Annotated in this window: 21 protein-coding genes and 1 riboswitch; of the genes, 16 read left to right on the top strand and 5 right to left on the bottom strand. The window is 42.8% G+C overall.

Going from position 1 to position 25,476, the window contains the following annotated elements:
• The first annotated feature begins 92 nt into the window (after nucleotides 1-92).
• The 3 genes from HMPREF9243_RS03260 to HMPREF9243_RS03270 all read left to right on the top strand — a co-directional run bounded on the left by HMPREF9243_RS03260 (nucleotide 93) and on the right by HMPREF9243_RS03270 (nucleotide 4,697).
• A complete protein-coding gene (locus tag HMPREF9243_RS03260; protein WP_041705931.1) occupies nucleotides 93-548 on the top strand; it encodes a hypothetical protein in 456 nt (151 codons plus the stop codon).
• Between the two features lie 242 nt (nucleotides 549-790).
• Nucleotides 791-2,353: a Ppx/GppA family phosphatase gene (locus HMPREF9243_RS03265; protein ID WP_013669355.1), complete on the top strand. Its 1,563-nt coding sequence runs from the start codon at nucleotides 791-793 to the stop codon at nucleotides 2,351-2,353.
• A gap of 148 nt (nucleotides 2,354-2,501) precedes the next feature.
• Nucleotides 2,502-4,697: an RNA degradosome polyphosphate kinase gene (locus HMPREF9243_RS03270; RefSeq protein ID WP_013670099.1), complete on the top strand. Its 2,196-nt coding sequence runs from the start codon at nucleotides 2,502-2,504 to the stop codon at nucleotides 4,695-4,697.
• A gap of 97 nt (nucleotides 4,698-4,794) precedes the next feature.
• Here HMPREF9243_RS03270 and HMPREF9243_RS03275 read toward each other — a convergent pair whose 3' ends face one another.
• On the bottom strand, nucleotides 4,795-5,340 hold the full coding sequence (locus HMPREF9243_RS03275) for a TIGR01440 family protein (RefSeq protein ID WP_013669174.1): 546 nt from the start codon (nucleotides 5,338-5,340) through the stop codon (nucleotides 4,795-4,797).
• Nucleotides 5,341-5,536: 196 nt separating this feature from the next.
• On the opposite strand from HMPREF9243_RS03275, the gene tsaE reads away from it, so the two are divergent.
• Both tsaE and HMPREF9243_RS03285 read left to right on the top strand, forming a co-directional pair.
• Nucleotides 5,537-6,004, top strand: coding sequence for a tRNA (adenosine(37)-N6)-threonylcarbamoyltransferase complex ATPase subunit type 1 TsaE (gene tsaE / locus HMPREF9243_RS03280; protein WP_013670016.1), 468 nt, complete (start codon nucleotides 5,537-5,539; stop codon nucleotides 6,002-6,004).
• A 2-nt stretch (nucleotides 6,005-6,006) separates the two neighbouring features.
• Nucleotides 6,007-6,576: a GNAT family N-acetyltransferase gene (locus tag HMPREF9243_RS03285; protein ID WP_013669251.1), complete on the top strand. Its 570-nt coding sequence runs from the start codon at nucleotides 6,007-6,009 to the stop codon at nucleotides 6,574-6,576.
• 245 nt (nucleotides 6,577-6,821) lie between these two features.
• On the opposite strand, the gene HMPREF9243_RS03290 is transcribed toward HMPREF9243_RS03285, so the two are convergent.
• Entirely contained in the window at nucleotides 6,822-7,061 is a 240-nt protein-coding gene (locus HMPREF9243_RS03290; protein WP_013669742.1) for a hypothetical protein, read from the bottom strand.
• Between the two features lie 170 nt (nucleotides 7,062-7,231).
• Between HMPREF9243_RS03290 and murB the strand changes: the two genes are divergently transcribed.
• The gene (gene murB / locus HMPREF9243_RS03295; RefSeq protein ID WP_013669036.1) at nucleotides 7,232-8,137 is read left to right on the top strand and encodes a UDP-N-acetylmuramate dehydrogenase; all 906 of its coding nucleotides are present in this window, start codon (nucleotides 7,232-7,234) and stop codon (nucleotides 8,135-8,137) included.
• Between the two features lie 273 nt (nucleotides 8,138-8,410).
• Nucleotides 8,411-10,081: a DUF3744 domain-containing protein gene (locus HMPREF9243_RS03300; protein ID WP_013669314.1), complete on the top strand. Its 1,671-nt coding sequence runs from the start codon at nucleotides 8,411-8,413 to the stop codon at nucleotides 10,079-10,081.
• A 96-nt stretch (nucleotides 10,082-10,177) separates the two neighbouring features.
• On the opposite strand, the gene HMPREF9243_RS03305 is transcribed toward HMPREF9243_RS03300, so the two are convergent.
• Nucleotides 10,178-10,759 (bottom strand): histidine phosphatase family protein, encoded by a 582-nt coding sequence (locus tag HMPREF9243_RS03305; RefSeq protein ID WP_013668556.1) that lies wholly within the window; start codon nucleotides 10,757-10,759, stop codon nucleotides 10,178-10,180.
• 348 nt (nucleotides 10,760-11,107) lie between these two features.
• On the opposite strand from HMPREF9243_RS03305, the gene HMPREF9243_RS03310 reads away from it, so the two are divergent.
• The 4 genes from HMPREF9243_RS03310 (at nucleotide 11,108) to HMPREF9243_RS03325 (ending at nucleotide 15,170) form a co-directional block, all read left to right on the top strand.
• Entirely contained in the window at nucleotides 11,108-12,124 is a 1,017-nt protein-coding gene (locus tag HMPREF9243_RS03310) for an alpha/beta hydrolase (RefSeq protein ID WP_013669573.1), read from the top strand.
• A gap of 321 nt (nucleotides 12,125-12,445) precedes the next feature.
• Nucleotides 12,446-13,498, top strand: a complete 1,053-nt coding sequence (gene trpX / locus HMPREF9243_RS03315) for a tryptophan ABC transporter substrate-binding protein (RefSeq protein ID WP_013668609.1) — start codon at nucleotides 12,446-12,448, stop codon at nucleotides 13,496-13,498.
• 5 nt (nucleotides 13,499-13,503) lie between these two features.
• Nucleotides 13,504-14,400: an ABC transporter permease gene (locus tag HMPREF9243_RS03320; protein WP_041706552.1), complete on the top strand. Its 897-nt coding sequence runs from the start codon at nucleotides 13,504-13,506 to the stop codon at nucleotides 14,398-14,400.
• A 2-nt stretch (nucleotides 14,401-14,402) separates the two neighbouring features.
• Nucleotides 14,403-15,170, top strand: coding sequence for an ABC transporter ATP-binding protein (locus HMPREF9243_RS03325; protein ID WP_013669851.1), 768 nt, complete (start codon nucleotides 14,403-14,405; stop codon nucleotides 15,168-15,170).
• Between the two features lie 77 nt (nucleotides 15,171-15,247).
• On the opposite strand, the gene HMPREF9243_RS03330 is transcribed toward HMPREF9243_RS03325, so the two are convergent.
• Complete coding sequence (locus HMPREF9243_RS03330; protein ID WP_013669984.1) at nucleotides 15,248-17,656, bottom strand: transglycosylase domain-containing protein; 2,409 nt, start codon at nucleotides 17,654-17,656, stop codon at nucleotides 15,248-15,250.
• Nucleotides 17,657-17,930: 274 nt separating this feature from the next.
• On the opposite strand from HMPREF9243_RS03330, the gene HMPREF9243_RS03335 reads away from it, so the two are divergent.
• The 4 genes from HMPREF9243_RS03335 to HMPREF9243_RS03350 all read left to right on the top strand — a co-directional run bounded on the left by HMPREF9243_RS03335 (nucleotide 17,931) and on the right by HMPREF9243_RS03350 (nucleotide 22,220).
• Nucleotides 17,931-18,662, top strand: a complete 732-nt coding sequence (locus HMPREF9243_RS03335) for a YebC/PmpR family DNA-binding transcriptional regulator (protein WP_013668997.1) — start codon at nucleotides 17,931-17,933, stop codon at nucleotides 18,660-18,662.
• A 193-nt stretch (nucleotides 18,663-18,855) separates the two neighbouring features.
• Complete coding sequence (locus HMPREF9243_RS03340) at nucleotides 18,856-20,190, top strand: aminopeptidase C (protein WP_013668499.1); 1,335 nt, start codon at nucleotides 18,856-18,858, stop codon at nucleotides 20,188-20,190.
• A gap of 265 nt (nucleotides 20,191-20,455) precedes the next feature.
• Entirely contained in the window at nucleotides 20,456-21,523 is a 1,068-nt protein-coding gene (locus tag HMPREF9243_RS03345) for an ABC transporter permease (protein ID WP_013669263.1), read from the top strand.
• Nucleotides 21,524-21,551: 28 nt separating this feature from the next.
• A complete protein-coding gene (locus HMPREF9243_RS03350; protein ID WP_013669616.1) occupies nucleotides 21,552-22,220 on the top strand; it encodes an ABC transporter ATP-binding protein in 669 nt (222 codons plus the stop codon).
• A 371-nt stretch (nucleotides 22,221-22,591) separates the two neighbouring features.
• Here the strand turns inward: HMPREF9243_RS03350 and HMPREF9243_RS03355 are convergent, their stop codons facing one another.
• Nucleotides 22,592-23,692 carry a hypothetical protein gene (locus tag HMPREF9243_RS03355; RefSeq protein WP_013668847.1) on the bottom strand — a complete coding sequence of 367 codons (1,101 nt, stop codon included), beginning with the start codon at nucleotides 23,690-23,692 and terminating at the stop codon, nucleotides 22,592-22,594.
• Nucleotides 23,693-24,091: 399 nt separating this feature from the next.
• Here HMPREF9243_RS03355 and HMPREF9243_RS03360 point away from each other — a divergent pair, with 399 nt between their 5' ends.
• Entirely contained in the window at nucleotides 24,092-25,276 is a 1,185-nt protein-coding gene (locus HMPREF9243_RS03360; protein ID WP_013668474.1) for a sodium:proton antiporter, read from the top strand.
• Between the two features lie 97 nt (nucleotides 25,277-25,373).
• A riboswitch (THF riboswitch) is annotated at nucleotides 25,374-25,465 on the top strand.
• Nucleotides 25,466-25,476 lie beyond the last annotated feature (11 nt).

Here is a 25,476-nt window from a genome sequence, read left to right on the forward strand (position 1 = left end):
ATTCAATTCAGATAAGGAGATTTGCAGACTCGGTCAGGCTTGTCTATACTAAAGCAAGAGGACACAAATTTATAAAAAGGGGAAAATAATTTATGGAAATTAGACAGTTAAAAATATCGGATACCCAGGCGAGTTACCAGGTGATTAAGGTCATCTTAGAACACTTAGATGAGCCTTTAATTAATGAATATGGTTGGGAGACTAGTGGCAAAATTATCGCTCAGGCTATGAAGAAACCCTATTACCGTTACGGATACGCTCATGGCTATGGGGTCTTTGAAGCCGACCAATTAGTCGCTGTGGCCTATGCTTATCCAGGCGTCTTGGATCCTATTATTGAGAGCCCTCTGGAGACTACCATGCTGGAAATGGGTTATTCCCTTGACCAAATCCCAAGAAGCTATGCCGAAACAGAAGCCTTAGTGGATGAATTTTACCTGGATTCCTTAGCAACCAAGCAGGGAGAGGAAGGCAAGGGCTATGCCCGTCAACTAATCGCCCACCTCGGCCAAGTCGGCCGTGAAAAAATTACCACAAGCTTTCCTTAAATGTGGACTTCCATAACCAACGTGCCTTGACGCTTTACCAACGCCTAGGCTTTGAAACCATTTCGGAATTGATTATTGGGGGACATCCGCATTATCATATGATTAAGGCCATTTAAGTTTTCTAAGTAGCTCAAATTGTACTTTAAGAAGGTAAATAATTGAGCCGGGGGCTGAGATTCGTTATAATAAAATTGAATTTCAAGGAGAGTCCTTGGCATTTTTATAATAGGAAGGACTATGTCATGTTTCAAGAGCGAAAAGCGATTATTGATATTGGGTCAAATACCATCCGTCTGGTTATCTACGGGATTGATGACTGGTATAATTTTGAAGAACTTCAAAACGTCAAAGTGCCGTCACAATTGAGCCAATACCTCATTGAAAAAGATGATAATAAATACATGAGCGATACGGGTATCCAGCGCTTAATCACTGCCTTAGATGACTTTGCATCCATTATCAAAAACTTTAAAGTGGATGAAATAAAAGCACTGGCTACGGCAGCCGTCCGGCAATCGGCTAACCAAGAAGAAATTATCAACCGTGTCAAAGAAAAAACCGGCATCACTATTGGGATTATTTCTGAGGAAGAAGAGGCCCGTTTTGGCCAGTATGCCGTTATGCATGTCATTACTATTCCAGATGCGTTTACTATTGATATCGGTGGGGGATCTTGTGAAGTAACCAAGTACCAAGACAAGGCCATGGATACCTTTCATAGCTTTCCCTTCGGTGTGGTCTATATTCGTGAACGTTTTTTTAAGAATAAGGACCATAATGATGAAGATGCTATTGAAGCGGCTAGGGATTATATCCGCAGTCAATTTAAGCAAGAATCCTGGCTCAAGAAGGCTAAGTTGCCTTTAATTGGGATTGGGGGCTCAGTCCGTAATGTGGCCGAAATGCATCAGCGCATGCATAATTACCCAATTGCGGGACTCCACGGTTATCAGATGACTTTAGATGATTTAGAAGAAACCTTGGATATGGTTTTAGATACCAAGCCTAAGGATTTGGATGATATTGAAGGCTTGAGTACTGAGCGGACGGATTTGATCGTACCGGCTTTGATTGCCTTTATTGAACTCTTCAAATTGTCGAAGGCGAAAAATTTCACAGTGTCTACCCAAGGTTTGCGGGAAGGGATTATCTTAGAGGATATTAATAAGAATTATAATACCCCGATTGATACCCAGCTTATCCGCCTGCGTTCTACCAGAAAAATTGCCCATGACCTGCCCTTTAACTCAGCGGGTACCCAGCAACACGTTGATCTTTGTTTGAGTCTCTACCAACAAATGTGTGATTTGGATCAATTTACTTTTGACGATGAAGAAAGAGAAATGATCGAATTTGCGGCCTACCTCTATCGCTTTGCTAGTTTTGTCAGTCGGGAGGCCGATTCCCAACACACCTTTTATCTGCTCTCTAACACCAATCTCCTAGGCTTTTCTCATTTGGACCGGGTGCGTTTAGCGCTCTTGAGTTCCTATAAGAACCGGTCGCTCTTCCAACTTTATATGACTAATTTTAAGGATTGGTTTAGTGAGGAAGAAGAAGACCACTTAATGAAAGTGGGCGGAATGATTCGCTTTGCCCAAGCCTTAAATTACTCCAAAACTGATCCAGTCAAAAAATTACGCTTAGAACGTGATGAAGATGACAATTACTTGTTGAAAATCTACCATACAGAGCCTATAATTACCGAAAAATACCGGGCCAACCGCCATAAGAAACATCTCAGCCGGGCCTTGGATGGAAGCTTAAGTTTAGAGTTTATCCCCCTGGATAGTCTTGATGAATAAGTGTTAAAAGTTAATTTTAATTGAATAGACTAATCCTGGCTGGTTAACTTGCTTACTGGCGTCTAATCATCGATTTGACACATAATTTCTATCTGTTTTTATCGACATTGTCGTATTACTTGTGCATTAAAATGGAGGAGAGTGCAGTATGTCAACCACTAGCAATAATCAAAAAAATACCCAATCCTTGCAGGCTGAAAACTCAGCTGCTCATTATTATTATAATCGGGAGCTGAGTTGGTTAGATTTTAACTATCGTTGCGTTGAAGAAGCCAGTGATCCCAACAATCCCTTGTTAGAACAATTAAACTTTTTAGGGATTGTCAGCTCTAACTTAGATGAGTTTATTATGGTTCGCTTTGCAGGGGTTTATAATCAATACCTTGATGGCGTTCAAGTGGCTGAAAACAAAACCCAAATGTCACCTAAGCAGTTAATGCAAGGTATTCATGAGCGTAATGCGCGAAATGTGGAAGCCCAATATGCCCGCTACCACGACATGGTAGAATTGTTGGATGAAAAGGGTTACCACCTTAAATCAGTAGCTGATCTCAATGAAGCTCAAAAAGCACAAGTAAAAGAGCAGTTTGAAGAACTGATTTTGCCCACCTTAACGGCTATTGGTATTGATGCCTACCGACCTTTCCCACATTTAAAAAATCATGCCTTGAATATTTTAGTGGAATTAGAGAAGAATCAGAATTCCTATATTGCTGTTGTTCCTATTCCAACCCTACTCAAGCGTTATCTCACTTTAGATGACGGTGAGGGGAAGGCCTATGTTTTAGTAGAAGATGTCGTCATCCATGGACTAAATGCACTCTTCAAGGGTTACACCATTAAACGTCGGATTCCATTTCGGATTGCCCGGAACGCGGACTTTGAATTAAATGAAGATGATGTCATGGACCTCTTGGACGTGATGGAAGACCATGTTAAAAACAGACTACACGGGAAAACCGTTCGGATTGAATGGGATACCCGCTGGGAGAGTCCAAATGATCACAATAATGAAGATTTCTTAGCAACCGTACAACCTTATTTGAAGGTGCCAGAGGAAGGCCTTTATCCTATTAACGGCCCCCTTGATTTGACCTTCTTATTTGACCTGGTTGATGATATCAGTGAAGACCACCCTGAATGGAAGTATCCCGATTTTGAACCGGTAGAATACCCCAACTACCATGGCGAAAATCTCTACCAATTAACCAGAAAGGGCGATCTATTCTTCCACCATCCTTACGACTCTTTCAAACCGATCTTATCCTTTGTCGACCATGCTGCCTCAGATCCAAAAACAGTAGCTATCAAGATGACCCTCTACCGGGTATCCAAGCATTCGCCAATTGTCAAATCCTTGAAAAAGGCCGCGGAAAATGGTAAGGAAGTTACGGTCTTGGTGGAACTGAAGGCCCGCTTTGACGAAGAGAATAATGTCCACTGGGCTAGAGAACTCGAAGAAGCTGGCTGTCATGTCCTTTATGGTTTAAGTGAACTCAAAACTCACAGTAAAATTACCCTGGTGGTGAGACGGGAAGCCGGAAAAATCCAACGTTACATCCACCTAGGAACCGGAAACTACAACGACAAAACCGCTAAACAATACACGGATATGGGGATACTGTCGACTAATGAAGCTCTGACCAGTGATGGGTCCAAGTTCTTTAACTTCCTAAGTGGTTATAGTGAAGTGCCGGATTATGAGGCTCTCCATGTTTCGCCTTTTGCCATTCGTGACTCCCTGACGGATTACATTGATGAAGAGATTGAAAATCAGAAGAAATACGGCAATGGACGTATTATTGCTAAGATGAACTCCTTGACCGATAAACCCCTCATCAAAAAACTCTATGAAGCGAGTCAGGCCGGAGTACAAATTGATCTGATTATCCGGGGAATTTGTTGTTTACGTCCCCAAGTTGAAGGTCTATCAGAAAATATTCGGGTGCGCTCGATCGTGGGCCGCTTCTTGGAACACAGTCGGATTTACTACTTCTACCGTAACGGTCAAAAACATGTTTTCCTTTCTTCTGCAGATATGATGACCAGAAACATGATTCGCCGGGTAGAAATTGAGTTTCCAATTATTGACCAAGACATTGAAGCTCAAATTATTCATTTCTTAGAAGTGGAATTAGCCGATAACCAAAAAGCTAGAGAATTAGGGAGCGATGGCATTTATCGTCATGTCAAATCCGGCGATAAGCCTATCAATTCCCAAGAACAAATGATGCAGGAAGCTGAAAGTCGCCGGAATGAGAGTGTCATGCGCATTACCCCGTCTTCACCAAATTTTTTCAAGCGGATGACTCGCTTTTTAACTAACCGGCATAAAGACGATTAAAAGAGATAATTAAAAACACTTGCCAATACCACAGGATGGTCTAGCCAGGCTGTGACTAGATGTGGAAATCGGGCAAGTGTTTTTATTATGGAAATAATTATTTTAATTGGTCATTGTAGTGGGCACGTTCGCCTCCAATGAATTTCGGACGGGTGCGGGCAGCGTTGACCCAGGCAGAACCAATCCGGTGGTTTTCTAAGCGCAGGGGAACAGCCACTGGCTTGAGGTGCATACCAATCAAGGTGTTTCCAATATCAATCCCTGCATCGGCTTGAATCTCTTCAATAACGATTGGATCTTGGAAGGCTTGGTAAGCAGCGGTGGAAAATGACCCGCCCGCCTTTGGTTGGGGGACCACATTCACTGTGGGAGCAAAAGGACGGGCTTCGCGTTCAGTGACAATGGCCCGGTTAAGGTGCTCACAACATTGGCTGGCTAGGTATATTCCGGCTTGGTCTAAGCTTTGGTGGATGGCGTCAAAGACCGCTTTTCCAATCTCGGGTTGGGAGTCCGTCCCAATTTTCTCTCCCATAATTTCACTAGTGGAGCAACCAACCACTACGGTCATTCCGGACTTTAGCTGAGCCTTATCGATTAGTTCTTCAATCAGCTTTCGTGCTTGTGCTTGCACTTCTTCTTTCATGTTAATCCCTTCTTTGTACTTAGTTTACGCCTATTATAGCAAAAACGATAAGGATTAAGCTTAGAATATGCTGGGGAGCTGACTGCCGTGAATAAGATTGGTCCATAAGCGATGAAAAACTAGGCAGCTTTTGTTTACCATGCTAAAATGGAAGGGAGTCTATGAAAAAAAGACAAGAGAGTATTGAGGTGAAAGCATGTCAGAGATCAAATGGCATAACGAAAAGGATACCGAGAAAACCGCCCAAAAATTAGCCGACTTGGTTCAAGCAGGGGATGTTATCTGCCTAGAAGGAGGTCTAGGAGCGGGTAAGACTACCTTTACGGGATACTTTGCCCATGCTTTAGGGATTAATAAGGCGATTAAGAGTCCGACATTTACCATTATGCGCGAATATCAAATGGGTCGGCTACCCTTATACCATATGGACGCTTACCGTTTAGAGGAAACGGGAGCTGAAGGTTTGGGGATTGAAGAATACCTAGAGGGCGATGGGGTCACTGTGATTGAATGGCCCCAGTTCATTAAGGAAGACTTAGAAACGCCTTACCTGTGGCTGACTATTCATAAGGAATCGGCTACCGAGCGTCGGATTAGCTTAGCATATAATGGTGGGCGCGGTAAGGAATTAGCAACAGAATTATTAGAAAGTTTGACAGAATAAGCATGAAACGTGAAGAAATACAAATTACTTTAGTAGACGCAGAACAAAAACATGCCAAGGCCCTATTAGACTTTTACAAAAAAGTGGGCGGCGAGTCTGATTTTCTCAGCTTTACTTCCCAAGGCCTCGGTATCAACCAGGAACAAGAACAAAGGTATTTAAAGAGCATCCAAGAAAGCTTGAATAACCGCGTTCTGATTGCCTTATTAGATGATGAAATTATCGGAGTCGCTTCAATCGGGGCCCCAGAAGGTTCCAAGGAAGAGCATGTGGGTGAATTGGGCATTTCTATCCTCAGACGCTTTTGGAGTCTAGGTCTGAGCCATGTCTTGATGGAAGACATGCTAGGCTGGGCCAAAGAAAGCCCTATCTTGCGCTATATCCGCCTGGAAGTGAATGTCAATAATGTTCGGGCCATTAAGCTGTATGAGAAATTTCATTTTGAAGAGCTGGGACGTATTCCTGGAGGGCAATATGCCCAAGGTCAATTCCAAGACACCCTCATCATGGGTTTAAGTGCTTTAAATGACCAACAAGATGACGACGACTCGTCTGTAAGTGAAGAAGACTAATGATTAAATAAGAAAAAGAGTTGCCAGTAATATAGTGACGCTCAACAGTCGAAGTCGTCGTCCAAAGCTTGGGGTCACTATATAAGGGCAGCTCTTTTTAAGTACAAACTATCTAATCAAAAACGTGCTCCAAGCGCAGAGCAAGCGTCCGCTTCAGAAAATGGCGACAAATTCTCTTTGAGAATTTTTACGTCTTTTTCTTCCAGCGGTCTTGCTCTTTGGTGCGCTTGTCGCACTCTCAATTTTTACGACATCCAAAAGACATAGACCATAATGGCTAGCAGGAAGAGGTTAATAGCAACCAGGGTCCACTTGAGGCCGGTCTTCTTCTCGTTAAGAGCAAAGACAGCGGCGACAATGGGGAGCAAGTGGCCTAAGAAGAGGTGGTAGCCAGTTAGCTGGTCGGCGGGCTTTTGCAGTTGGTAGGTAGCGTAGATTAAACTCAAGGCTGTCATAAGTAAGGCTTGACGACGTGATTTGTTCATGAAATTTTCCTTTCTGGTAAATCGTTAATGATGGCTAGGATAAGAAAAGCTTAAAAGTCCTTTTTGGGCTAAATTTAAAGACTATTTTATGCTATCATAACATTTGTGATAAGAGTAAGGATTTCACCTAAAAATAACTTACTCTGATTAAGTAGAAGCGAGGAATACAGATGGATTTTCAAGCCTTTATCGATGCTTTTAGCCCTGAACATATTAAAATCAATGAGCCGCTGAAGCACTATGCCTATACGAAAACCGGCGGCCCGGCTGATCTCTTGGTCTTTCCCCAAAGTAGCCAGGAACTCCAATCCATGATTAAAAAGGCCAATGAACTCCAGCTGCCCTTTATGGTGATGGGAAATTCCAGTAATGTCATCGTCCGTGATGGTGGTATTGAAGGGATCGTCTTTATGCTGACCCAAATGGCATCCATTGAAGTGAAAGATCACCAGGTCTTCGCTGAGGCGGGGGCGCGAATTATTGACGTGACCCGGGCTGCTCGTGATGCGGCTTTAACGGGACTGGAATTTGCTTGCGGGATCCCTGGTAGTGTTGGGGGAGCGATCTATATGAATGCTGGGGCCTATGATGGCGAGATTAAGGATCTTCCCTTAAGTGTCCAAGTGGTCGATAAGTTTGGTGACTTAAAGACTTATACCAACGAAGAATTACAATTTTCCTACCGCCACAGTATTATCCAAGATAATGGCGACTGTGTCGTCAGTGTGGTCTTTGACCTCAAACCGGGTGACTATGACCAAATTAAGGGGAGAATGGACCACTTAACCCAACTTCGCGAATCCAAGCAACCCCTCGACTTGCCTTCTTGTGGTAGTGTCTTTAAGCGGCCCAAGGGGCACTTTACCGGCCAACTCGTTCAAGCAGCTAATCTGCAAGGTTATACGGTTGGTGGCGCCCAAGTGTCGAAAAAACATGCTGGTTTTATTGTAAATATTGATCATGCCACCGCTGCTGATTATCTGGCCGTCATCCACCACGTCCAAGAAGTGATCAAAAAAGAATTCGATGTAAGCTTAGAAACCGAAGTTCGAATTATTGGTCGCGATCCCAAGTAAGCCTATCTGGCGACCAGAGATGGGATAAAAGGAATAATATATTAAGGATGAGCTCTAGTGGATATGCCCTAGGGCTTTTTTTCATATAATCGTGAAAATCATGGAGATATTTGTAAGCGCTTGAAATCCTTTTATTGGTGCTTTTTACCTGGCATAGTTAAAATAGTATTATACAAAATAAATTTTAGGGATTTTTCATAAAATATTAGGCTAAGTCCAGCTTTTGTGCTATATTTATTAGAATGATACTAGTTTATAAGAGGAGGAGTCAGCGTGTCTAGCCCGTGGATTCAGATGCGTCACTTTAGCTACCGATATCCCCGTCAATATCGGATGGCATTAAGAGATATCAACATAACCCTAAACCATGGTGAGAAAATTTTAATCCTAGGTGCCAATGAATCAGGTAAGTCAACTTTTCTTAAAGCCTTGAAGGGTGAGCTACCGGAGGATGGCGAGTTTTCTGGTGAAATTATTCACAGTGGTGAGTCTGCCAAGCCAGTTGACGGGACGGCAATTCGCGATGTGATTGATGAGAAGATCGATGATAATCCTAATGAATCGGTCAACCATCACAAAAAGGCTATCGAAAAGCGTTGGTATGAACTGGTTGATTGCGAATTACAACCGGAAGAATACCAGGCACTTTCTCGTGGGGAAAAAGAAATCCACCGCATGTCCCACATCTTAAAAGAAGATAATGAGATCTATATTTTTGACGAACCCTTAAAGACCCTGGCTCCAAAACAACAAAAGGTCTTTATCGATATTATTGATGACTACCACGTTCATACTGACGCCACTATTATTATTTCTGAACACCAATTGGAAGCAATGATGTCTCGTCCCATTGATCGCGTCTTAGTCTTTTCAGAAGGGCGGATTGTGTTTGATGGCCAGCTTAAGGCTCTCTTGGAAAGTGGTATTTTAAACCCCTTAGGCATTCGTGAACCCTTCTATATTACCGCCATGCGCTACGCGGCTTATCCTCTAAAAGACGTTTATAATATCCAAGATGTCCACCATATTTTTGGACCACAGCTACGGCAAAAGATTGAAAATTGGATTATGACCCTGCCACGTTTTCGTTACCAAGAAAACAAAGAAGTTCTCCTCGAACTCGATAATGTATCAGCCTTAGTCAATAACCGCAATCAGCGCGGATTGCATAATATCAATCTGAAAATTAACCAAGAAGAAATGCTGAGTGTCGTTGGCCCCAATGGCAGCGGCAAGACCCTCCTAGCTCAATTGTGTAGTGGCTCCTTAAGGCCTCAGACGGGAACGATTAAGTGGCTGGGCCAAGAACTTCCCCTGGACCAATTTGACCATCTCCGCCGCAATGTCGGCTTGATTACTAATGATGATGTCAGCAATATTAGCCAATCGCGAGCAGAAACCGTTGCAGACTACCTGGCCCAAAGTTCCGTTCTAGTGGAAGGCGATTGCCAGGATGACGAGCTCAAAGACAAGTTTAATCAGGTTCTAGCCATGGTTAACTTGGATAATCTCTTAGATTTCCCTTTAGACCATCTTTCGGAGATTTCTAAGCTGCGTTTGGCCATGGCCCGGTCTTTATTAAAGGATCCTAAACTACTGGTGGTTGAAGAGATCACTGAAGGCCGCGACTTTGTGCATTTCCGTGCCATTATGAATACCTTGCAGCGGTTGAATAGCCATTACCAGATCGCCATTATGATGACCACCCATGACATTGAAGTCATGCTGGAATACAGCCGCCGGACCTTAATTATGTCAGAGGGGCATTTGATTATTGATGCTTTACCGGTGGATGTGGCGACTATGCCAGCCTATCTCAATAAGGCCGGCTTAAGGGAAACCAGTTTAACCACCTTTGCAAGGCAATTGGACCTGGTCGATCCCTATACCTTTATCCGTAAATTTGTCGATTACGACCGTGAAATGCAGCAAAATTTAGATTAAAAAGCAATTATTTATCAATCGATTAGCTTCTAAATAGGGGTACGAAATTTTTTATCAAATACTAAAAGGACTGTGAAAACGATGTACAGTCCTTTTTTAGTTGAGTGGATTAATACTATTTTTTAAGACCAGGCTTTTTTCTAGCTCTTCAAAATGAAAAATTTGGCAATTCGAAAAGGCTGGGAGGGGTTGGTTGAGATAGTCCAACATGAAGCGGTACATAATTGACCCATGGCTAACCAGGAGGATATTTTTTTGAGGATAGGCTTTAAGAGCTTCATCAAGGGCTGTTTGAAAGCGGACCTTAACTGCAGTAACTGACTCGCCCCCAAATTGGCAAAAATAGTGATCACTAGGCGGGTCATTGAGTTTGACGCCCTCAAGGACGCTGAGCGCCTTGCCTTCAAGACTACCATAGCGCCATTCTGCTAGCCGCTGATCAGTCACCAGGGGGCAGGGACTATTTCCCTGGATTATCTTTGCTGTGGCGTAGGCCCGCTTCAAAGGGGAGGAGAGGATCAGGTCAATACTGATGTCTTTTTGATCAAAAAAGTTTTTCGCTTGCTCAGCTTCTTGGATGCCTCTAGGACTAAGGGGACTATCGATTTGACCTTGGATTTTCCCCTCTAAGTTATAAAGAGACTGGCCATGTCGAATAATAAAAATTTCTCTTACCATCTTGACTCCTTTGTTTATATTTTTCTTCTAAGGGTATTGATTTTTGACGCACTTGTCGCACCCTCCTAAACCTGTTCCAGTCACAGGACGAACATCCACTACAGAAAATTCCAACGCACACTATTACTGTGCTTATGGTATTTTCCTCCAGCGGCTTCGTCCTTTAGCGTGACTGTCACACGCTCTTCTCCATTATATATAAGATTAGAGAGACAATAAATGACCCATTCAGGGTTCTTTTAACTTTTGTCTCACACTACTTATTTCCTATCAAAATTTTGATAAAGATAGTCAATTTTTGTGCCATCTGCTAAAATGATTACTAATCTGTGGGAGGTGTTAGACCGGATGAAGAATAAAAAAGGACTCACTTGGTTAAAAAAGTTGGGCATTTCATTAGCCTTGCTGACGGTGATTTCTCTAGCGACCACTTATTTTGTAGGAAACTACTTTGTTGATTATGCCTTGGTGCCTAACCAGGGTGGGCAAGACCGCCAAGTTGACCAGGAGACAAAGCCGGGTCAGACTAAGTCAGCTGTTCAAGAAATCAATGCCAATAAGGCCCAGGCCAAAGCGGACGCTAAGGCTTGGTTAGACCAGGTAGGGGATAAAAAGGAAGCGGTAAGCATTCGCTCTCAGGACGGGCTTACTTTGAGCGGAAATTTGTTTCATAATGACTCTGACCAACATAAATATGCCTTGATTGTCCATGGTTACCAAGGCCAAGAAGCTGATTCTTATGATATTGCGCCCGCTTTTTATCAAAAAGGTTACCAGGTCTTAACGATCTCCCTAAGAGCCCATGCCCCTAGTCAGGGACAATATATTGGTATGGGGTATCTAGACAGTCAGGACTTACTAGAATGGGTTCAGTGGTTGATTGACCGCGATAGTCAGGCCAAAATTGTCCTTCACGGCACATCGATGGGGAGTGCTACCGTTCTAATGGCCTCAGACAAGCTGCCTGCAGCCGTCAAAGCGGTCGTTGCTGACTGTGGTTATTCAAGTATCTGGGATATTTTTGCTTCTGAGTTAGATAAACGTTTTAATCTCCCCACTTTTCCAGTCCTCTATATGGCTAATACCATGGCAAGACTGCGGGCGGGCTATGATTTACGCGAGGGAAACACCGTGGAATACGTGGCCCAGTCCTCCTTACCTATTTTATTTATCCACGGCGCAGCGGATGACTTTGTTCCGGTATCCATGGCCCGAGAACTCTATGATGCTAAATCCAAGGGACCTAAGGAACTCTACATTGTGCCAGAAGCTGGCCATGCCGAAGCCAAGTACAAAGAGCCCACCACTTATTACCAGAAGATCTTCCAATTTATTCAAGACTATGGGGATGAAAATAAAGAATAAAAAGAGATTTTTAAGGAAAATGAAAATAGGGCTTGTCCTTAGCTCAAATATCTGTTATATTACATATAACATATCAGAGAGGAGTCGCTACAATGTCACTTAAACAAATTACTACATTTTCATGGCAAATCCGCATGGTGTAGTTGTGTTTATACTATGATCAGCATAGATACAACTTCAGCGTTTTTTTGAAGCTGTATCTGTGCGGTAGCTCGACTTAATAAGAATTCCCGCATGGACCACATGAATAGTCTGTGCGGGATTTTTTTGATCCTGCAGCTTCTTGAGTTGGAGGATTTTTTTATTGTAAAGGAGTGCCTTATGAAAAAGATTACAAGTTTTGGAGTTATTTTAATTACTGCTTTAGCCGTTTTGTTCTTGGCCATGCCAACTTTAATTCAACACCGGACCGCCAGTGAAAACCAGGCAAAAACCAATGTCAGTCAAGAAGATATCAAAGACACTGACCATAAGATTCGCATCGGACTTTTACAACTAACAGAACACCCAGCCTTAGATGATATTCGTCAAGGGGTCTATGACCAACTGGCTGAGCGGGGTTATGTTAATGGTGAAAACGTTGAAATTGACTTTGCCAATGGTCAAGGTGACCAAAATAATCTGAAAATGTTATCCGATAAAATGGTTTCTGATGGTGCTGAATACTTGGTTGGTATTGCCACCCCTGCGGCCCAAGCCCTAAAAAATGTAGCCAATGACCAAGTACCTGTAGTAATGGCAGCTGTTTCTGACCCAGTTGGGGCTGGCTTAGTTAAAGATTTAGACCAACCAGGCTTCCAAGTGACTGGGGTCCGTGATGTCCCACCGGTCAAGGAACAATTTGACCTGATTAAACGTGTGATGCCAGATATTAAAACGGTGGGAATTATTTACAATTCTTCTGAAACTAATGCCCAAAATAATGTCCGCATGGCCAAAGAACATGCCAAAGAATTAGGCTTGAATGTGGTTGAAAAAACCATCACTTCGACCAACGACCTGGCCCAAGTGGCTGAACAATTGGCCCAAGAAGTGGAAGCCATCTGGGTACCTAATGACAACTCGATTGCTTCTTCAATGAACACCTTAATTTCGGTTACTGACCATTATAAAATTCCAGTCTTCCCAGTGGTTGACACCATGGTTGTTGACGGTGGGATGGCCACAGTTGGACTCAACCAATACCAATTAGGGGTTGATTCAGCCAATGTCCTTGCTGACTTGATTGAGGGTGCTGACCCAAGAAATTATTCCGTTGTTATTCCAGAGAAGAAGGCCTTAACCATTAATTCTAAGAAGGCTAATGAATTAGGCATCGAAATTCCAAGTGATGTTGTCGATGAAGCTACTGACGTGGCAAAGGAGGGTAAATAAAAATGATTGATTTAATTACTAGTGCCCTATCCGAGGGCAGTATCTGGGCTGTCATGGGACTGGGGATTTATATTTCTTTTCGGATTTTAAATGCTCCTGATATGACGACTGAAGGTTCCTTTACCCTAGGGGCGGCTTTAGGCGTCCAAGCCATTCATTTTGGTATCCATCCCCTCATCGCTATCCTGATCTCCTTTTTAGGGGGGATGGCCGGAGGTGCCATTACCGGTTTATTAACCACCAAGTTAAGCATTAACCCTTTACTCGCTGGGATTATTACCATGACCGGACTTTACTCTGTCAATCTGAAGATTATGGGATCGGCCAATATTTCTCTAACGGGTCAAAAAACCTTAAAAACCTTACTAGAACCTCTTAACCTTGGTAGAAATATCGATACCATCGTCATTGGTCTGGTGGTGTCTGCTATTGTGATTTGTTTGATGAGTCTCTTCTTTAAAACAGAAATGGGTCAAGCTCTGATTGCTACTGGGGATAATCTAGTGATGGCTAAGTCGCTAGGCATTGATACCCATGAAATGACCATGCTTGGCTACATGCTTGCTAATGGTCTAATTGCAGTGGCTGGTGTCTTAGTTGCTAACAGCAATGGTTACGCCGACATTTCCATGGGGATTGGGACCGTGGTGATTGGCTTAGCTGCAATCATTATCGGCGAAGTACTCTTCCCCAACGTCAGCCTATCCATGCGTTTAGTAACCATAGTGGTTGGTTCAATTGTTTATCGTTTACTCCTCGGTCTTGTCCTCATGCTGAATTTTGAAGCCAATGACTTTAAGCTCTTCTCAGCCATCATCGTGGGTCTTTGCTTGGCTATTCCAACGATTAGAAGCAAAATGGGAAGCGGCCGGACCAAGAATACTCGCAGTAAGGAGGCTTAATCATGAGTCAAGTATTAAAGCTTAATAACATCAATAAAACCTTTAATCCCGGAACCCTGGATGCCTTTCATGCTTTGAAAGGCATTGACCTTTCAGTGAACCAGGGAGACTTCATTACCATTGTCGGGGGGAATGGTGCGGGGAAATCCACCTTACTCAATGCCATTGCGGGAACCTTTGCCTTAGATAGTGGCGAAATCTTCTTGGAGGAGAAGGATATTACCACTAAGAGTGAAGAAGAGCGGGCAGGATCGATTTCTCGTGTCTTCCAAGATCCTAAAATGGGAACCGCTCCACGGATGACCGTCGCTGAAAACTTAGCCCTGGCTGCTAAACGAGGGCAAAAGCGGGGCTTAAGTATGGCTATTACCAATGACAAAGAGGCCTATTTCAGCCAAACTTTATCGCAAATTGGTCTGGGCCTTGAAAACCGCTTGAATGCTGAAATGGGGAAATTATCCGGTGGACAACGTCAATCCATTGCCTTATTAATGGCTACCATCGTTAAGCCCAAACTCCTCTTGTTGGATGAACACACGGCAGCTTTGGACCCTAAGACCTCACGTAGGATTTTAGAGCTCACCAACCAACAAGTGCAAGAAGAGAATCTCACCGCTCTAATGATCACCCACAACTTACAAGATGCCTTAACCTATGGCAATCGGATGATTTTACTCCATCACGGAGAAATAATCCGCGACTTCACCCAAGAAGAAAAAGAAAATCTATCCAGCCAAGAACTCTACACAATAATGGAAGACTTGGTATAAGGTAGAGTGCGACAAGCACAAAAATATCTAAAAAAAGCAGTTATGCTCACAAAACGCATAACTGCTTTTTTTAATAATTAGTCCTCTTTTTGGTGAGTTTGTTCATAGAGGTCTAAGATTTCATTGACTTTTTGGTTGACTTGACTGTTGTTTTTGATTCGGTAGGGCTCTAGGGCATGGACTTGTTCTTCTAAGCTGGCTCCAATGGCAAAGTCAAATTGAGCCTTGGGGATAGCAGCTTGATTAGGAAAGAGCCCTTCTTCACTAGCTTGACTGATTGGAATCCGGTATTGGGTATTGTAAGGTCCTGTAAAGCTACCGGGGAGTGTTCCGGTTTCTTTGACTACTTTTTGGCGGACCAGGTGTTGGGAAGGGGAGAAAGTTTCGCTGGAACCCATCATTTGTGGATCATAGTTATTCAACTGATTGAGCAGGCTCAACCAGTGTTTGGCGTGACGTTCTACCGGATTACCGAAACTGGCATTGCCGTCATCATTTAAGGTATGGCGCTGGTAAGTATTATCGTAACCAATCCATGACATGAGCGTAATCCTTGGGCTTGAGCCTCCAATCCAATGGTCATTGAAATCCTCTGAGGTCCCTGTTTTCATATAAATATCCGAAAAAGCATTCAAACCGCCACTATATGGTTGGAAAGTCCCGGTCCGATGGGTATCTTTCAAGACATCAATCATGATATCACTGCTTTCTTTATCAAAGACAGGTTCTTGGTGATTTTGATGTTGATAAATAAAGTTCCCATTACTATCAGAAATGCTTTCAATGAGGTAAGGGCTGATGCTTTGGCCGCCGTTAGCAAAAGTTGCAAAAGCCGCCGCTAATTCAACGACAGTCGGGCCTGTTTGGGTTCCTCCAATGGATAGGGCGACATTATCCTTGACTTCATTTTCCGTAACGGCTTGGTCTAGGCCTAAACGATCCACATAAGCTTGGATATCGACACCATGTTTTAAAAGGTGTTGGTAGAGATAAATGGTCGGATTATTCAAGGAATTGGCCAGGGCATGGCGGAAGGTCACCAACTGATTGGAAATATTATTTCCATAGTTGGATGGTTCATAGTAGGATCCATCGGCTTGCTGGATACGAATAGGGGTATCAGCGATTAGGGTACTTGGAAAGGCTAAGCCCTCTTGGATAGCTGGTCCATAAGTCAGCAGGGGTTTGAACATGGAACCTGGTGATCGTCGCATGTCAAAGGCATGGTCCACTTGGTTTTGGTCGAAGTCAATCCCTCCAACAAAGCCTAAAATTCGTCCGCTGGCATTTTCGATAAGGACGTTGCCCGTCTGGACAGGGAGGGGGATGGCTTCGCTTTCACCGGCTTCTGGATTATTTTGATAGGCCATATAAGTTTGTCCCAGGGAACCGGCTTGGTTGGCGACCGTTTGGTTAAGAAGCTGATAGATATTAGGATCAACTGTGGTCTTAACGGTTAGTCCACCATTACGGTAATAAGAATCGGCCCGTTGTTGGTATTCGCTACGGAGGTTGTCATCGGCTTGAATATCTTCTTCACTGACTCCATCCATAGCCATAAAACGCTGCATGAGGAGCTTAAGGCTTTGCTTTTCCACTTGTTGGTAGAGATAAGTATTCTTCTGACTAGTGCTGGAATCTAGCTCATCAACTTGGCTGTCGGCCTGGATAAAGTCACTTTTTATATCGTAGTTTTTAGCTTTTTCGTAGTCTTCCTGACTAATATAATTTTCTAAGCGCATCCGGTCTAGAACTTCCTGCATCCGTTCCACACCGTAATTAAGGCCTTCTGGGGATTTTAATTGACCCTCGCTATCATAAGGAGTATAAGTATAAGGGTTTTGGGGCATCCCCACTAAAAAGGCGGCCTGGGGTAAATTGACTTGGTCGGCGCTTTTACCAAAAATACCTTCAGCAGCTGCCTCAATGCCAGCAATATTTTCACCTTTATTGTTACGACCAAAAGGAGAGGTATTAAGATAGGATTCCAGGATTTGTTCCTTAGAAAAATAATTTTCTAAACGGTTGGCTAAGAGCATTTCTTTAGCCTTACGTTCAAAGGAAACTTCATTAGATAAGAAGCGTTGCTTGACCAATTGCTGGGTAATGGTTGAGCCCCCCGAGGAGGAACCGCCTAGAACTTGGGAGACGATTGCACGCAGGATAGCACTGGGGACTACACCATGGTGTTTAAAAAAGTGTTCATCTTCAGTAGCCACCAGGCCGTGAACGATCTGTGGTGAAATCTCTTCTAATTGGACATTCTTTCTCACCAGGTCACTGCGGACTTCATCGATCAGGGAATCGTCATTGTAGGTGAGGATCGAGACTTCTTCCAAGTTTTGAATTTGGCTAGCCATCTCCTCAGGGGAGGGGTTGGGAAGATCTTCGGTTAATCCTAAGAAAAATCCGCTAGCTACCCCCATAGCTAAGGCTAAACTAAGTAGGCCCAGAACCAGGACATAGCCTAGTAGGCGTTTGATCACTGAAAAGAAAACATTGCTGGAAAAGAAAAATTTATCTTTCCACGCAGGTTTTTCCTCTTGATTATTATTATTGTTATCGTGGATAGGTGAATGTTGATTAATAATAATCCCTCCTTATGAACTCCTAATTATTATAGCAAAAGTCTGGATGACTGACTATGTGGATGACTGGACCAGTCCGTAAGAGCGGAAGCTTGAACTTGCGCCATTTAGCTGTTTTTGGTAGAATTAAGAATTGTAGATTATAGACTAAAAACGAAAGAAGGTATGTTTCGTGTCGGGACATAATAAGTGGAGCAAAATTAAAAATACTAAGGGCGCTGAAGACGCAAAACGCGCTAAGATCTTCCAAAAATTATCGCGTGAAATTTATATGGCGGTAAAACAAGGTGGACCAGATGCGGATGCTAACCCATCACTTCGTATGGTTATGGACAAAGCTAAAGCAGCAAACATGCCTAAGACCAACATTGAACGGGCCATTGATAAAGGGAGCAATACCGCTGGTGGCGAAGACTACGATGAAGTCACCTATGAAGGCTACGGCCCTAATGGGATTGCTGTTTTTGTGGAAACCTTAACCGACAATACCAACCGTACCTTAACCAACGTGCGGACCATCTTTAACCGTAACGGGGGTAGCCTAGGTGAAAGTGGCTCAGTGGCTTATATGTTTGACCGCAAAGGCTATCTCGCTATTGAACGTGAAGACTTAGACGTTGATGAAGAAACCATGTTCATGGATGCTATTGACGCAGGTGCCGAAGACTTACAAACTTCCGACGAGGTCTTTGAAATTTATACCGAAGCCAATGACTTTGGGGCAGTCCGTGATGCCCTAGAAGAAAAAGGCTATAAACTAGCAACATCTGAATTAACCATGGTGCCAAAAACCATGATCGACCTACCAGATGACAAGAAAGCAACTTTTGAAACTCTCATTGAAAAATTAGAAGACGACGATGACGTTCAAAACGTCTATTACAACACCGAACTAGATGCCTAGTCGTAGGGTGTGACGAGAACACTTTTTGAATAGGCAGTTTCTATTTAGATAAAGGGCTGGGACTTTTGTCACAGCCTCTTTATTTTATAAGGCTATTTATCCCAAAAAAGGGACTAAGCAGAAACAGTAAATTATGTTATAGTGTAGGGGTAAATTTTTCAATCTAACTGATATAGAAAGAAGCGATGATTGCATGATTAATCAAGAATTAATTCAACAATTCCATGAAAAATATCATTCTGACCCAAAAAATGCTGCCAGCGAGCATGCCATTCGTGAAGTCGGTATTAACAAGGCCAGCGTCAATTATCAAGTTCGCCAAGAACATGACTTTAAATTTTCCGAAGAAACCAAACGTGGTAAGATCACTAACCAAAAACAAAGTGGTCGCTGCTGGATGTTCGCAGCCCTAAATACTGCCCGGGTTTCCACCATGGAAAAATTAAACCTAGAAACTTTTGAATTCTCCCAATCTTATACCTTATTCTGGGATAAGTTAGAGAAGGCTAATTTCTTCTTAACCAGTATTATTGATACCGTTGATGAAGCTCAAGACTCTCGTTTAGTTTGGCATTTACTCCAAACGCCATGTGAAGATGGGGGCCAATGGGAGATGTTCGCGGATATCTTGAAGAAATATGGTTCTGTGCCAAAAGAAGTTATGCCTGAAACCTTCCATTCCTCTAACACCCATCTCTTGGATGAAGTCTTAGAAACCAAGCTACGTGAATTTGCGGCCCGTTTACGTCAAATGCACCAAGCTGGCAAATCAAAGGCAGATTTAGAAGCAAAACGTGATGAACAACTTTACTTTATTTATAATGTTTTAGTAAAGGCCTTAGGAGAAGTGCCAAGTCAATTTACCTACCAATACCGTGACAAGGATGACCAATTCCACCGGATTGAAGACATTACTCCACAAGAATTCTTCCAAAAATATACTAATCTCGAAGTGAACGACATGGTTAGTCTCTTAAATGCACCAACTGCTGATAAACCATATCATAAGACATACACAGTGGATTATTTAGGATCAATCGTTGAGGGTGAACCTATTAAGTATCTCAACGTCCCAATTGAAGCCCTTAAAGATGCAGCTATCAAAGCCATTAAAGACGGCTATCCAGTTTGGTTTGGTTCAGATGTGGGTAAGATGAGTGAACGTGAACTTGGGTTAATGGATACCAAGATGTACCGCTACCAAGATACCTTGGGTGAAAACTATACCTTAAACAAGGCAGAACGCCTTGATTATAGTGTTAGTCTCCTAACCCATGCCATGGTTTTAGTAGGGGTTAACTTGGACAAAGAAGGCAAGCCTACCCATTGGAAAGTTGAAAATTCCTGGGGTAAAAAGGTTGGAGATGAAGGAATCTTCTCCATGTCTGATGAATGGTTCGATGAATACACCTTCCAAATCACCCTACCTAGCCGCTATGTTGATGAAAAATTATTAGAAGAATATCAACAAGAACCTGTTCACCTAAAACCTTGGGATCCAATGGGCTCTTTAGCTAAAGTTTATTAATGTTAAAACCGTAAATAAAAACTTCATATAATAACTAACAACCGCATGCGGTATTACTGCTTATGCTGGGAACAACTTCCAGCCCTAGAAGCAGTCTCAGCCCAGGGCGGTTGTTTTTTATTGGATAGAGAATAAAGTGAATTTTGATTCTTTAAATAGTCATTTTTAGCTTTTATAAAAAATAAAGTGAACGTAGTTCATTTTGCTTGCTCTTGAAAAATGAGGGGCGTATAATCGTCCCTGTTCAATGAAGGAGGAAGAAAAAATGTTTTTAGCTTATAAAGAAATTATGCATAGCAAGGCCCGTTACCTATTAATTACGGGACTCCTGTTTTTGCTTGCTTACTTGGTTTTCTTTTTAACCGGTTTGTCATATGGGCTGGCCCAAGACAACCGTCTAGCTGTGGATGCTTGGTCAGCTGATCAAATTATATTGGCCAGTGACAGTAACCACGTCTTGGGAAAATCGAATTTTGAAGCTGATTTAGTCAATGAAATTACCGCCGATCAAAAGGCACTCTTTTCGGAAATGCCGGGAGTAGTCAAATTGGATGAGGAGGGTGAGAAGATCAATGTTGCCTTCTTTGGGATCCAAGGGGATGAATTCCTCAAACCGGACCTTGTTGCTGGAAAGATGTTTGATGCCCCGGGACAAGGGGTAGTTGATCTTACTATGAAGGACCAATATGGTTTGGAAATTGGCGATAGTCTGCAAGTGGCTAATATTGACCACCCCATTAAAGTGGTCGGCTTTACTAAAAGCCAACGCTTTTCCGTAGCTCCAGTTGTCTTTACCAGCTTGGAAGACCTTAAAGAAATTCGCTACAGTGATCTAGGACAACTACCGGAGAAAGATTTTATTAATGCTGTCGTGATCCGTGGCCAAACCAACCATGTTCCTGAGGACTTGGAGGCCATAAGTATTGAAGACTTTATTCAAGATATTCCCGGTTACCGGGCTCAGGTAGTGACCTTTAACTTTATGATTGGTTTTCTGATTGTGATTGCAGCTGTGGTGGTTGGCATATTTATCTATGTCCTAACCATGCAAAAGGCGCCGATCTTTGGTGTTATGAAGGCTCAAGGCATTGCCACCAGCTATATTGCTAAGTCGGTTCTTGGCCAAAGTTTCCTCTTAGCCAGTCTTGGGGTGGCTTTCGCCTTGTTGGCAACTTTGGCTTCTGCTTATTTACTGCCAGCAGCGGTGCCCTTTGCTTTAACTTGGGAGTATTTCCTCCTAGTGGGCATTTTAATCATCATTGCAGCGGTTATGGCGGCTTTATTCTCGGTCAGAGCCATTGCCAAGGTTGATCCCCTCGAAGCCATGGCCTAAAAGAGAAATTGAATAAAGGAGTGTTCATATGAAAGCAATCGAATTAATAAATGTCTCTAAATCCTTTCAAGACGGCGATCAAATGATAGTGGCCTTAAAGCCGACTAATTTTTCCGTGAGTGACGGAGAATTTGTCGCCATTGTTGGTCCCTCAGGTTCAGGGAAGTCGACCTTCTTAACCCTGAGTGGCGGTTTACAAAGTCCAAGTCAGGGTGAGATTAGGGTCAAGGGCCAAGCCTTTTCCAGTTTAAAGGAAAAAGACAGAGCGAAGCGCCGTTTCCAAGAAATTGGCTTTATCTTACAAGCTTCTAACTTAATTCCCTATTTAACGGTTAAAGATCAATTACGCTTAGTCGATAAAATCCAAGGCCACAGTCAAGCAGCCTATGCCCAAGATCTATTCCAGGAATTGGAAGTGGACCAATTATTAAATAAATATCCAGCCGATTTGTCAGGTGGGGAACGGCAAAGGGTAGCCATCGCTCGGGCTCTATATCCTGATCCTACTATCATCCTGGCTGATGAGCCGACTGCTTCCTTAGATAGTCAAAGAGCTTATGAAGTGGTCAATATATTAGCTCGGGAAAGTAAGGAGAAGAATAAGGCCATCATTATGGTTACCCACGACACTCGTTTAATTAAGCATTGTGACCGAGTCTTTGAAATGCGGGATGGTGTCCTAGAGGAAAGTCATTAATAAAAATAGAATGTGACAAAAGTCAAAAGAGCCCTGAACCGCTTCGCATACTATATCTGTAACTCGCTCTTCGCTTCGAACAGCTATAGCAACTGGAGCGAACTATGGTAGATAGTTGCAAAACTATCGCACATAGTTCGTAGTTGGGTTCGACTTGGCAGACTTGGACTGATTTCACAAGTCAGAAACAAGCGAATGTTTCGCTTTTATTCTGACTTGCTCCAATCATCCAAGTCTAGTTGCCAAGTCTCACACCCTGTGTGAAGTGGACGTCAGGGCTGACTTTTGGAACACGTTTTGATTAGATAGTTCGTATTTTGAAAAGAGTCTGAGACTTTTGTCCCAGACTCTTTTTCCTTGTTGCTTTCTTTTTAGTTTTTAGATTGATCTAAATCAACCTTTCCGTGGAGAATATCGTCCCGGTGACGAATGAACTGAACTAGGAGGAGCAAGAAAACGAAGACACCCAAATAACCAATAAAAGGATAAACATAGGAGACTAAGCGGGTAAATCCGAAAGCAGAAAGCCCTAGTCCCACTAGAACCATCGGAATCATTAGCTTGGGGACCCGCTGAGGTTGGTTATAGGAGAAACGTTTGGCTAAAGGATAAAACATGCCAATAGCGGTGTTGAAGATCATCCCAAAGACCACCACACCCATAACAGCGCCCAGCAGGGGATGGATATCATCCAGGACCATTAGCATAGGCATTTCATTAGTATCCAGGCGTTGAATATTACCCACAATAGTAATATAAGCGGCTGCCTGTAAGACTGTCGTTACGAGTCCGCCGAGTATGCCACCAAGTCCCGCTTCAAAGGAAGATTCTTGGTTCCCCCCAATCACAATGGCCATGGAAACACAGGTCATGATTCCTAGGGAAGTATAATTAATGGCAGATACCCACCAATTGGGAAGAGAGGTTTCTGCTTTTTGGGCCAGGTCCAAGGCTTCAGAGAAGGGGATAGGGGAGGCCATCAGGGTATAGATTGAGGCCCCTATAATTAAGATTAAAACAAAGGGCGTAATGGCACCAATTAATTGGGTGACCTTGGTGGTATCTAAAAAGGCGGTTAGAATCAGTAATACCGTCAATAAGATACTACCTACCCAGGTGGGCAAGGAGAAAATCAGCTTTAAGTTAGTCCCCGCTCCAGCAATCATCACAAAACCAATTAAAAATAAGGATAAATTGATAGCAAGGTCAATCAATTTAGCGATGATAGGACTAGAAATTTTGTCAAAAACAATGCGGTGGTCCTCAGCGGAATAACGAAAACCATAGACTAAAAGTAAATAGCCACCCATAGCAAAGAAAAAGCAGGATAAGATTAAAGCAAAAATACCTTCACGACCAAAGGCGACATAATATTGAAAAGCCTCTTGACCACTAGCAAATCCGGCTCCGACAATCACCCCGACATATGCCAAGGCAATGGTAATTAAACGCATGAAACGTCCTGACTTCATATAAAATCCTCCTTACAAATAAATTAGTATCCTATGGCCAGTATAGCAGAGTAGTTTTTATTATAAAATAAAGCGCTTTCATTAATTAAAAATAAATTTTCCTTACCTATATTCTTTACTTCTTTGTAAATTATCATCAGAAAGAGGTAAAGTTTAAGCTTAAGTTAAATATTTCACTAGAAACCTTAATACATTTTTGTTTTTTGCTTGGATTAAAGTAGAAAGTGAAAAGTCCCTTGACAGAAAAATGATAATTATTTATGCTTAGACCAAGGAAATGAATGTCTTCCCAGGATTTACTCCTAAACCGCGTATAAGAATGCTTATGAGCTGATGACTTCTGCAAATAAAAGCAGAAGAGCATCAGCTTTTTTGCTTGAAAAGAAAAGGAGTAGAAAGATGTTATTGTTAAGTTTTGCCTATATTTTTATTTTAGGTTTGTTAGTCGAACGACTGTGTCAGTCTTTACGTATTCCTAGCCTAGTGGGTTATCTCTTTTTAGGGATTTTACTAGGGCCCTATGCCTTAAATTTATTGGATCCCACTATCTTAGACTTATCTGCGGATTTAAGACAAGTGGCTTTGATTATTATCCTGACTCGGGCAGGCTTGTCCTTAGATATCCGTGGCCTGATTAAGGTGGGCAGGCCAGCACTCTTGATGTGTTTTTTACCGGCAACTTTTGAAATGATTGCTACCAGTCTCTTGGCACCTAGCATTTTAGGGATCAGCCAGGCTGACGCCCTGGTTCTAGGGGCGGTACTCGGTGCGGTTTCCCCGGCGGTTGTGGTTCCCAAAATGTTAAAACTGATTGATGAAGGCTATGGGACCAAAAAGCAAATCCCACAACTTATCCTAGCCGGGTCGTCTGCTGATGATATTTATGTCTTGGTTCTTTTTTCTTCCTTCCTAGCTGTTGCTCAAGGAGGAAGTTTCCAAGTTACCCAACTCCTGACTATCCCGATTTCCATTGCTCTAGGGCTCTTAGTCGGTGGCCTCTTGGGTGCTGGCTTAAATAGCCTCTTTGATCGTTTTGACTTTAGCACTGCCAAGCAGTTGATTTTACTCTTATCCCTATCCTTTGTCTTGGTATCGGTGGAGAAAATATTGCCAGCACTCCCATTCTCGGGAATATTAGCAGTGATGGCTATGGGGCTTGTGATCAATCGCCTGGACTCAGAAAAGGCGGTCAATCTTGGTCAATACTATAATAAATTATGGATCCCTGGTGAAATTCTGCTCTTTGTCTTAGTGGGCGCCTCTGTCAATATTACCTATGCCTTTCAAGCAGGCTGGCAACCGGTTCTTTTAATTGGTATGGTATTAATATTCCGGTCATTGGGTGTCTTACTATCCCTAGCCAAGACCCACCTAAGCCTTAAAGAACGCTTATTTTCAGTGATCGCCTACCTGCCTAAAGCAACCGTTCAGGCAGCCATTGGAGGTGTCCCCTTGGCAATGGGACTAGGATCCGGTGAAATTATTTTAACGGTTTCGGTACTGGCTATCCTAATTACTGCACCCTTAGGGGCCTTTGGAATTGACCTCACTTACCAAAAAAATTTGCAAAAAGAAGTTAAATAAGTAAAAATAAGGTTCAACCCTATTATAGCCTGAACCTTGGTTTTTAAAATTGTAAAGAAAGGGCTTTACTTTCAAGTGAAGAAGTCTATAATATTCACTGAGAGTAGGATTAATGCGTTAAGTGTCAGTGGACGGAATGTTGCTGCTGGACGAAGAGATTACTCGCGATGTTAATCCGCATTCGCTCAAATGCCATCGAG

It is taken from the genome of Aerococcus sp. Group 1 (assembly GCF_000193205.1).
Classification (GTDB): domain Bacteria; phylum Bacillota; class Bacilli; order Lactobacillales; family Aerococcaceae; genus Aerococcus; species Aerococcus urinae_A.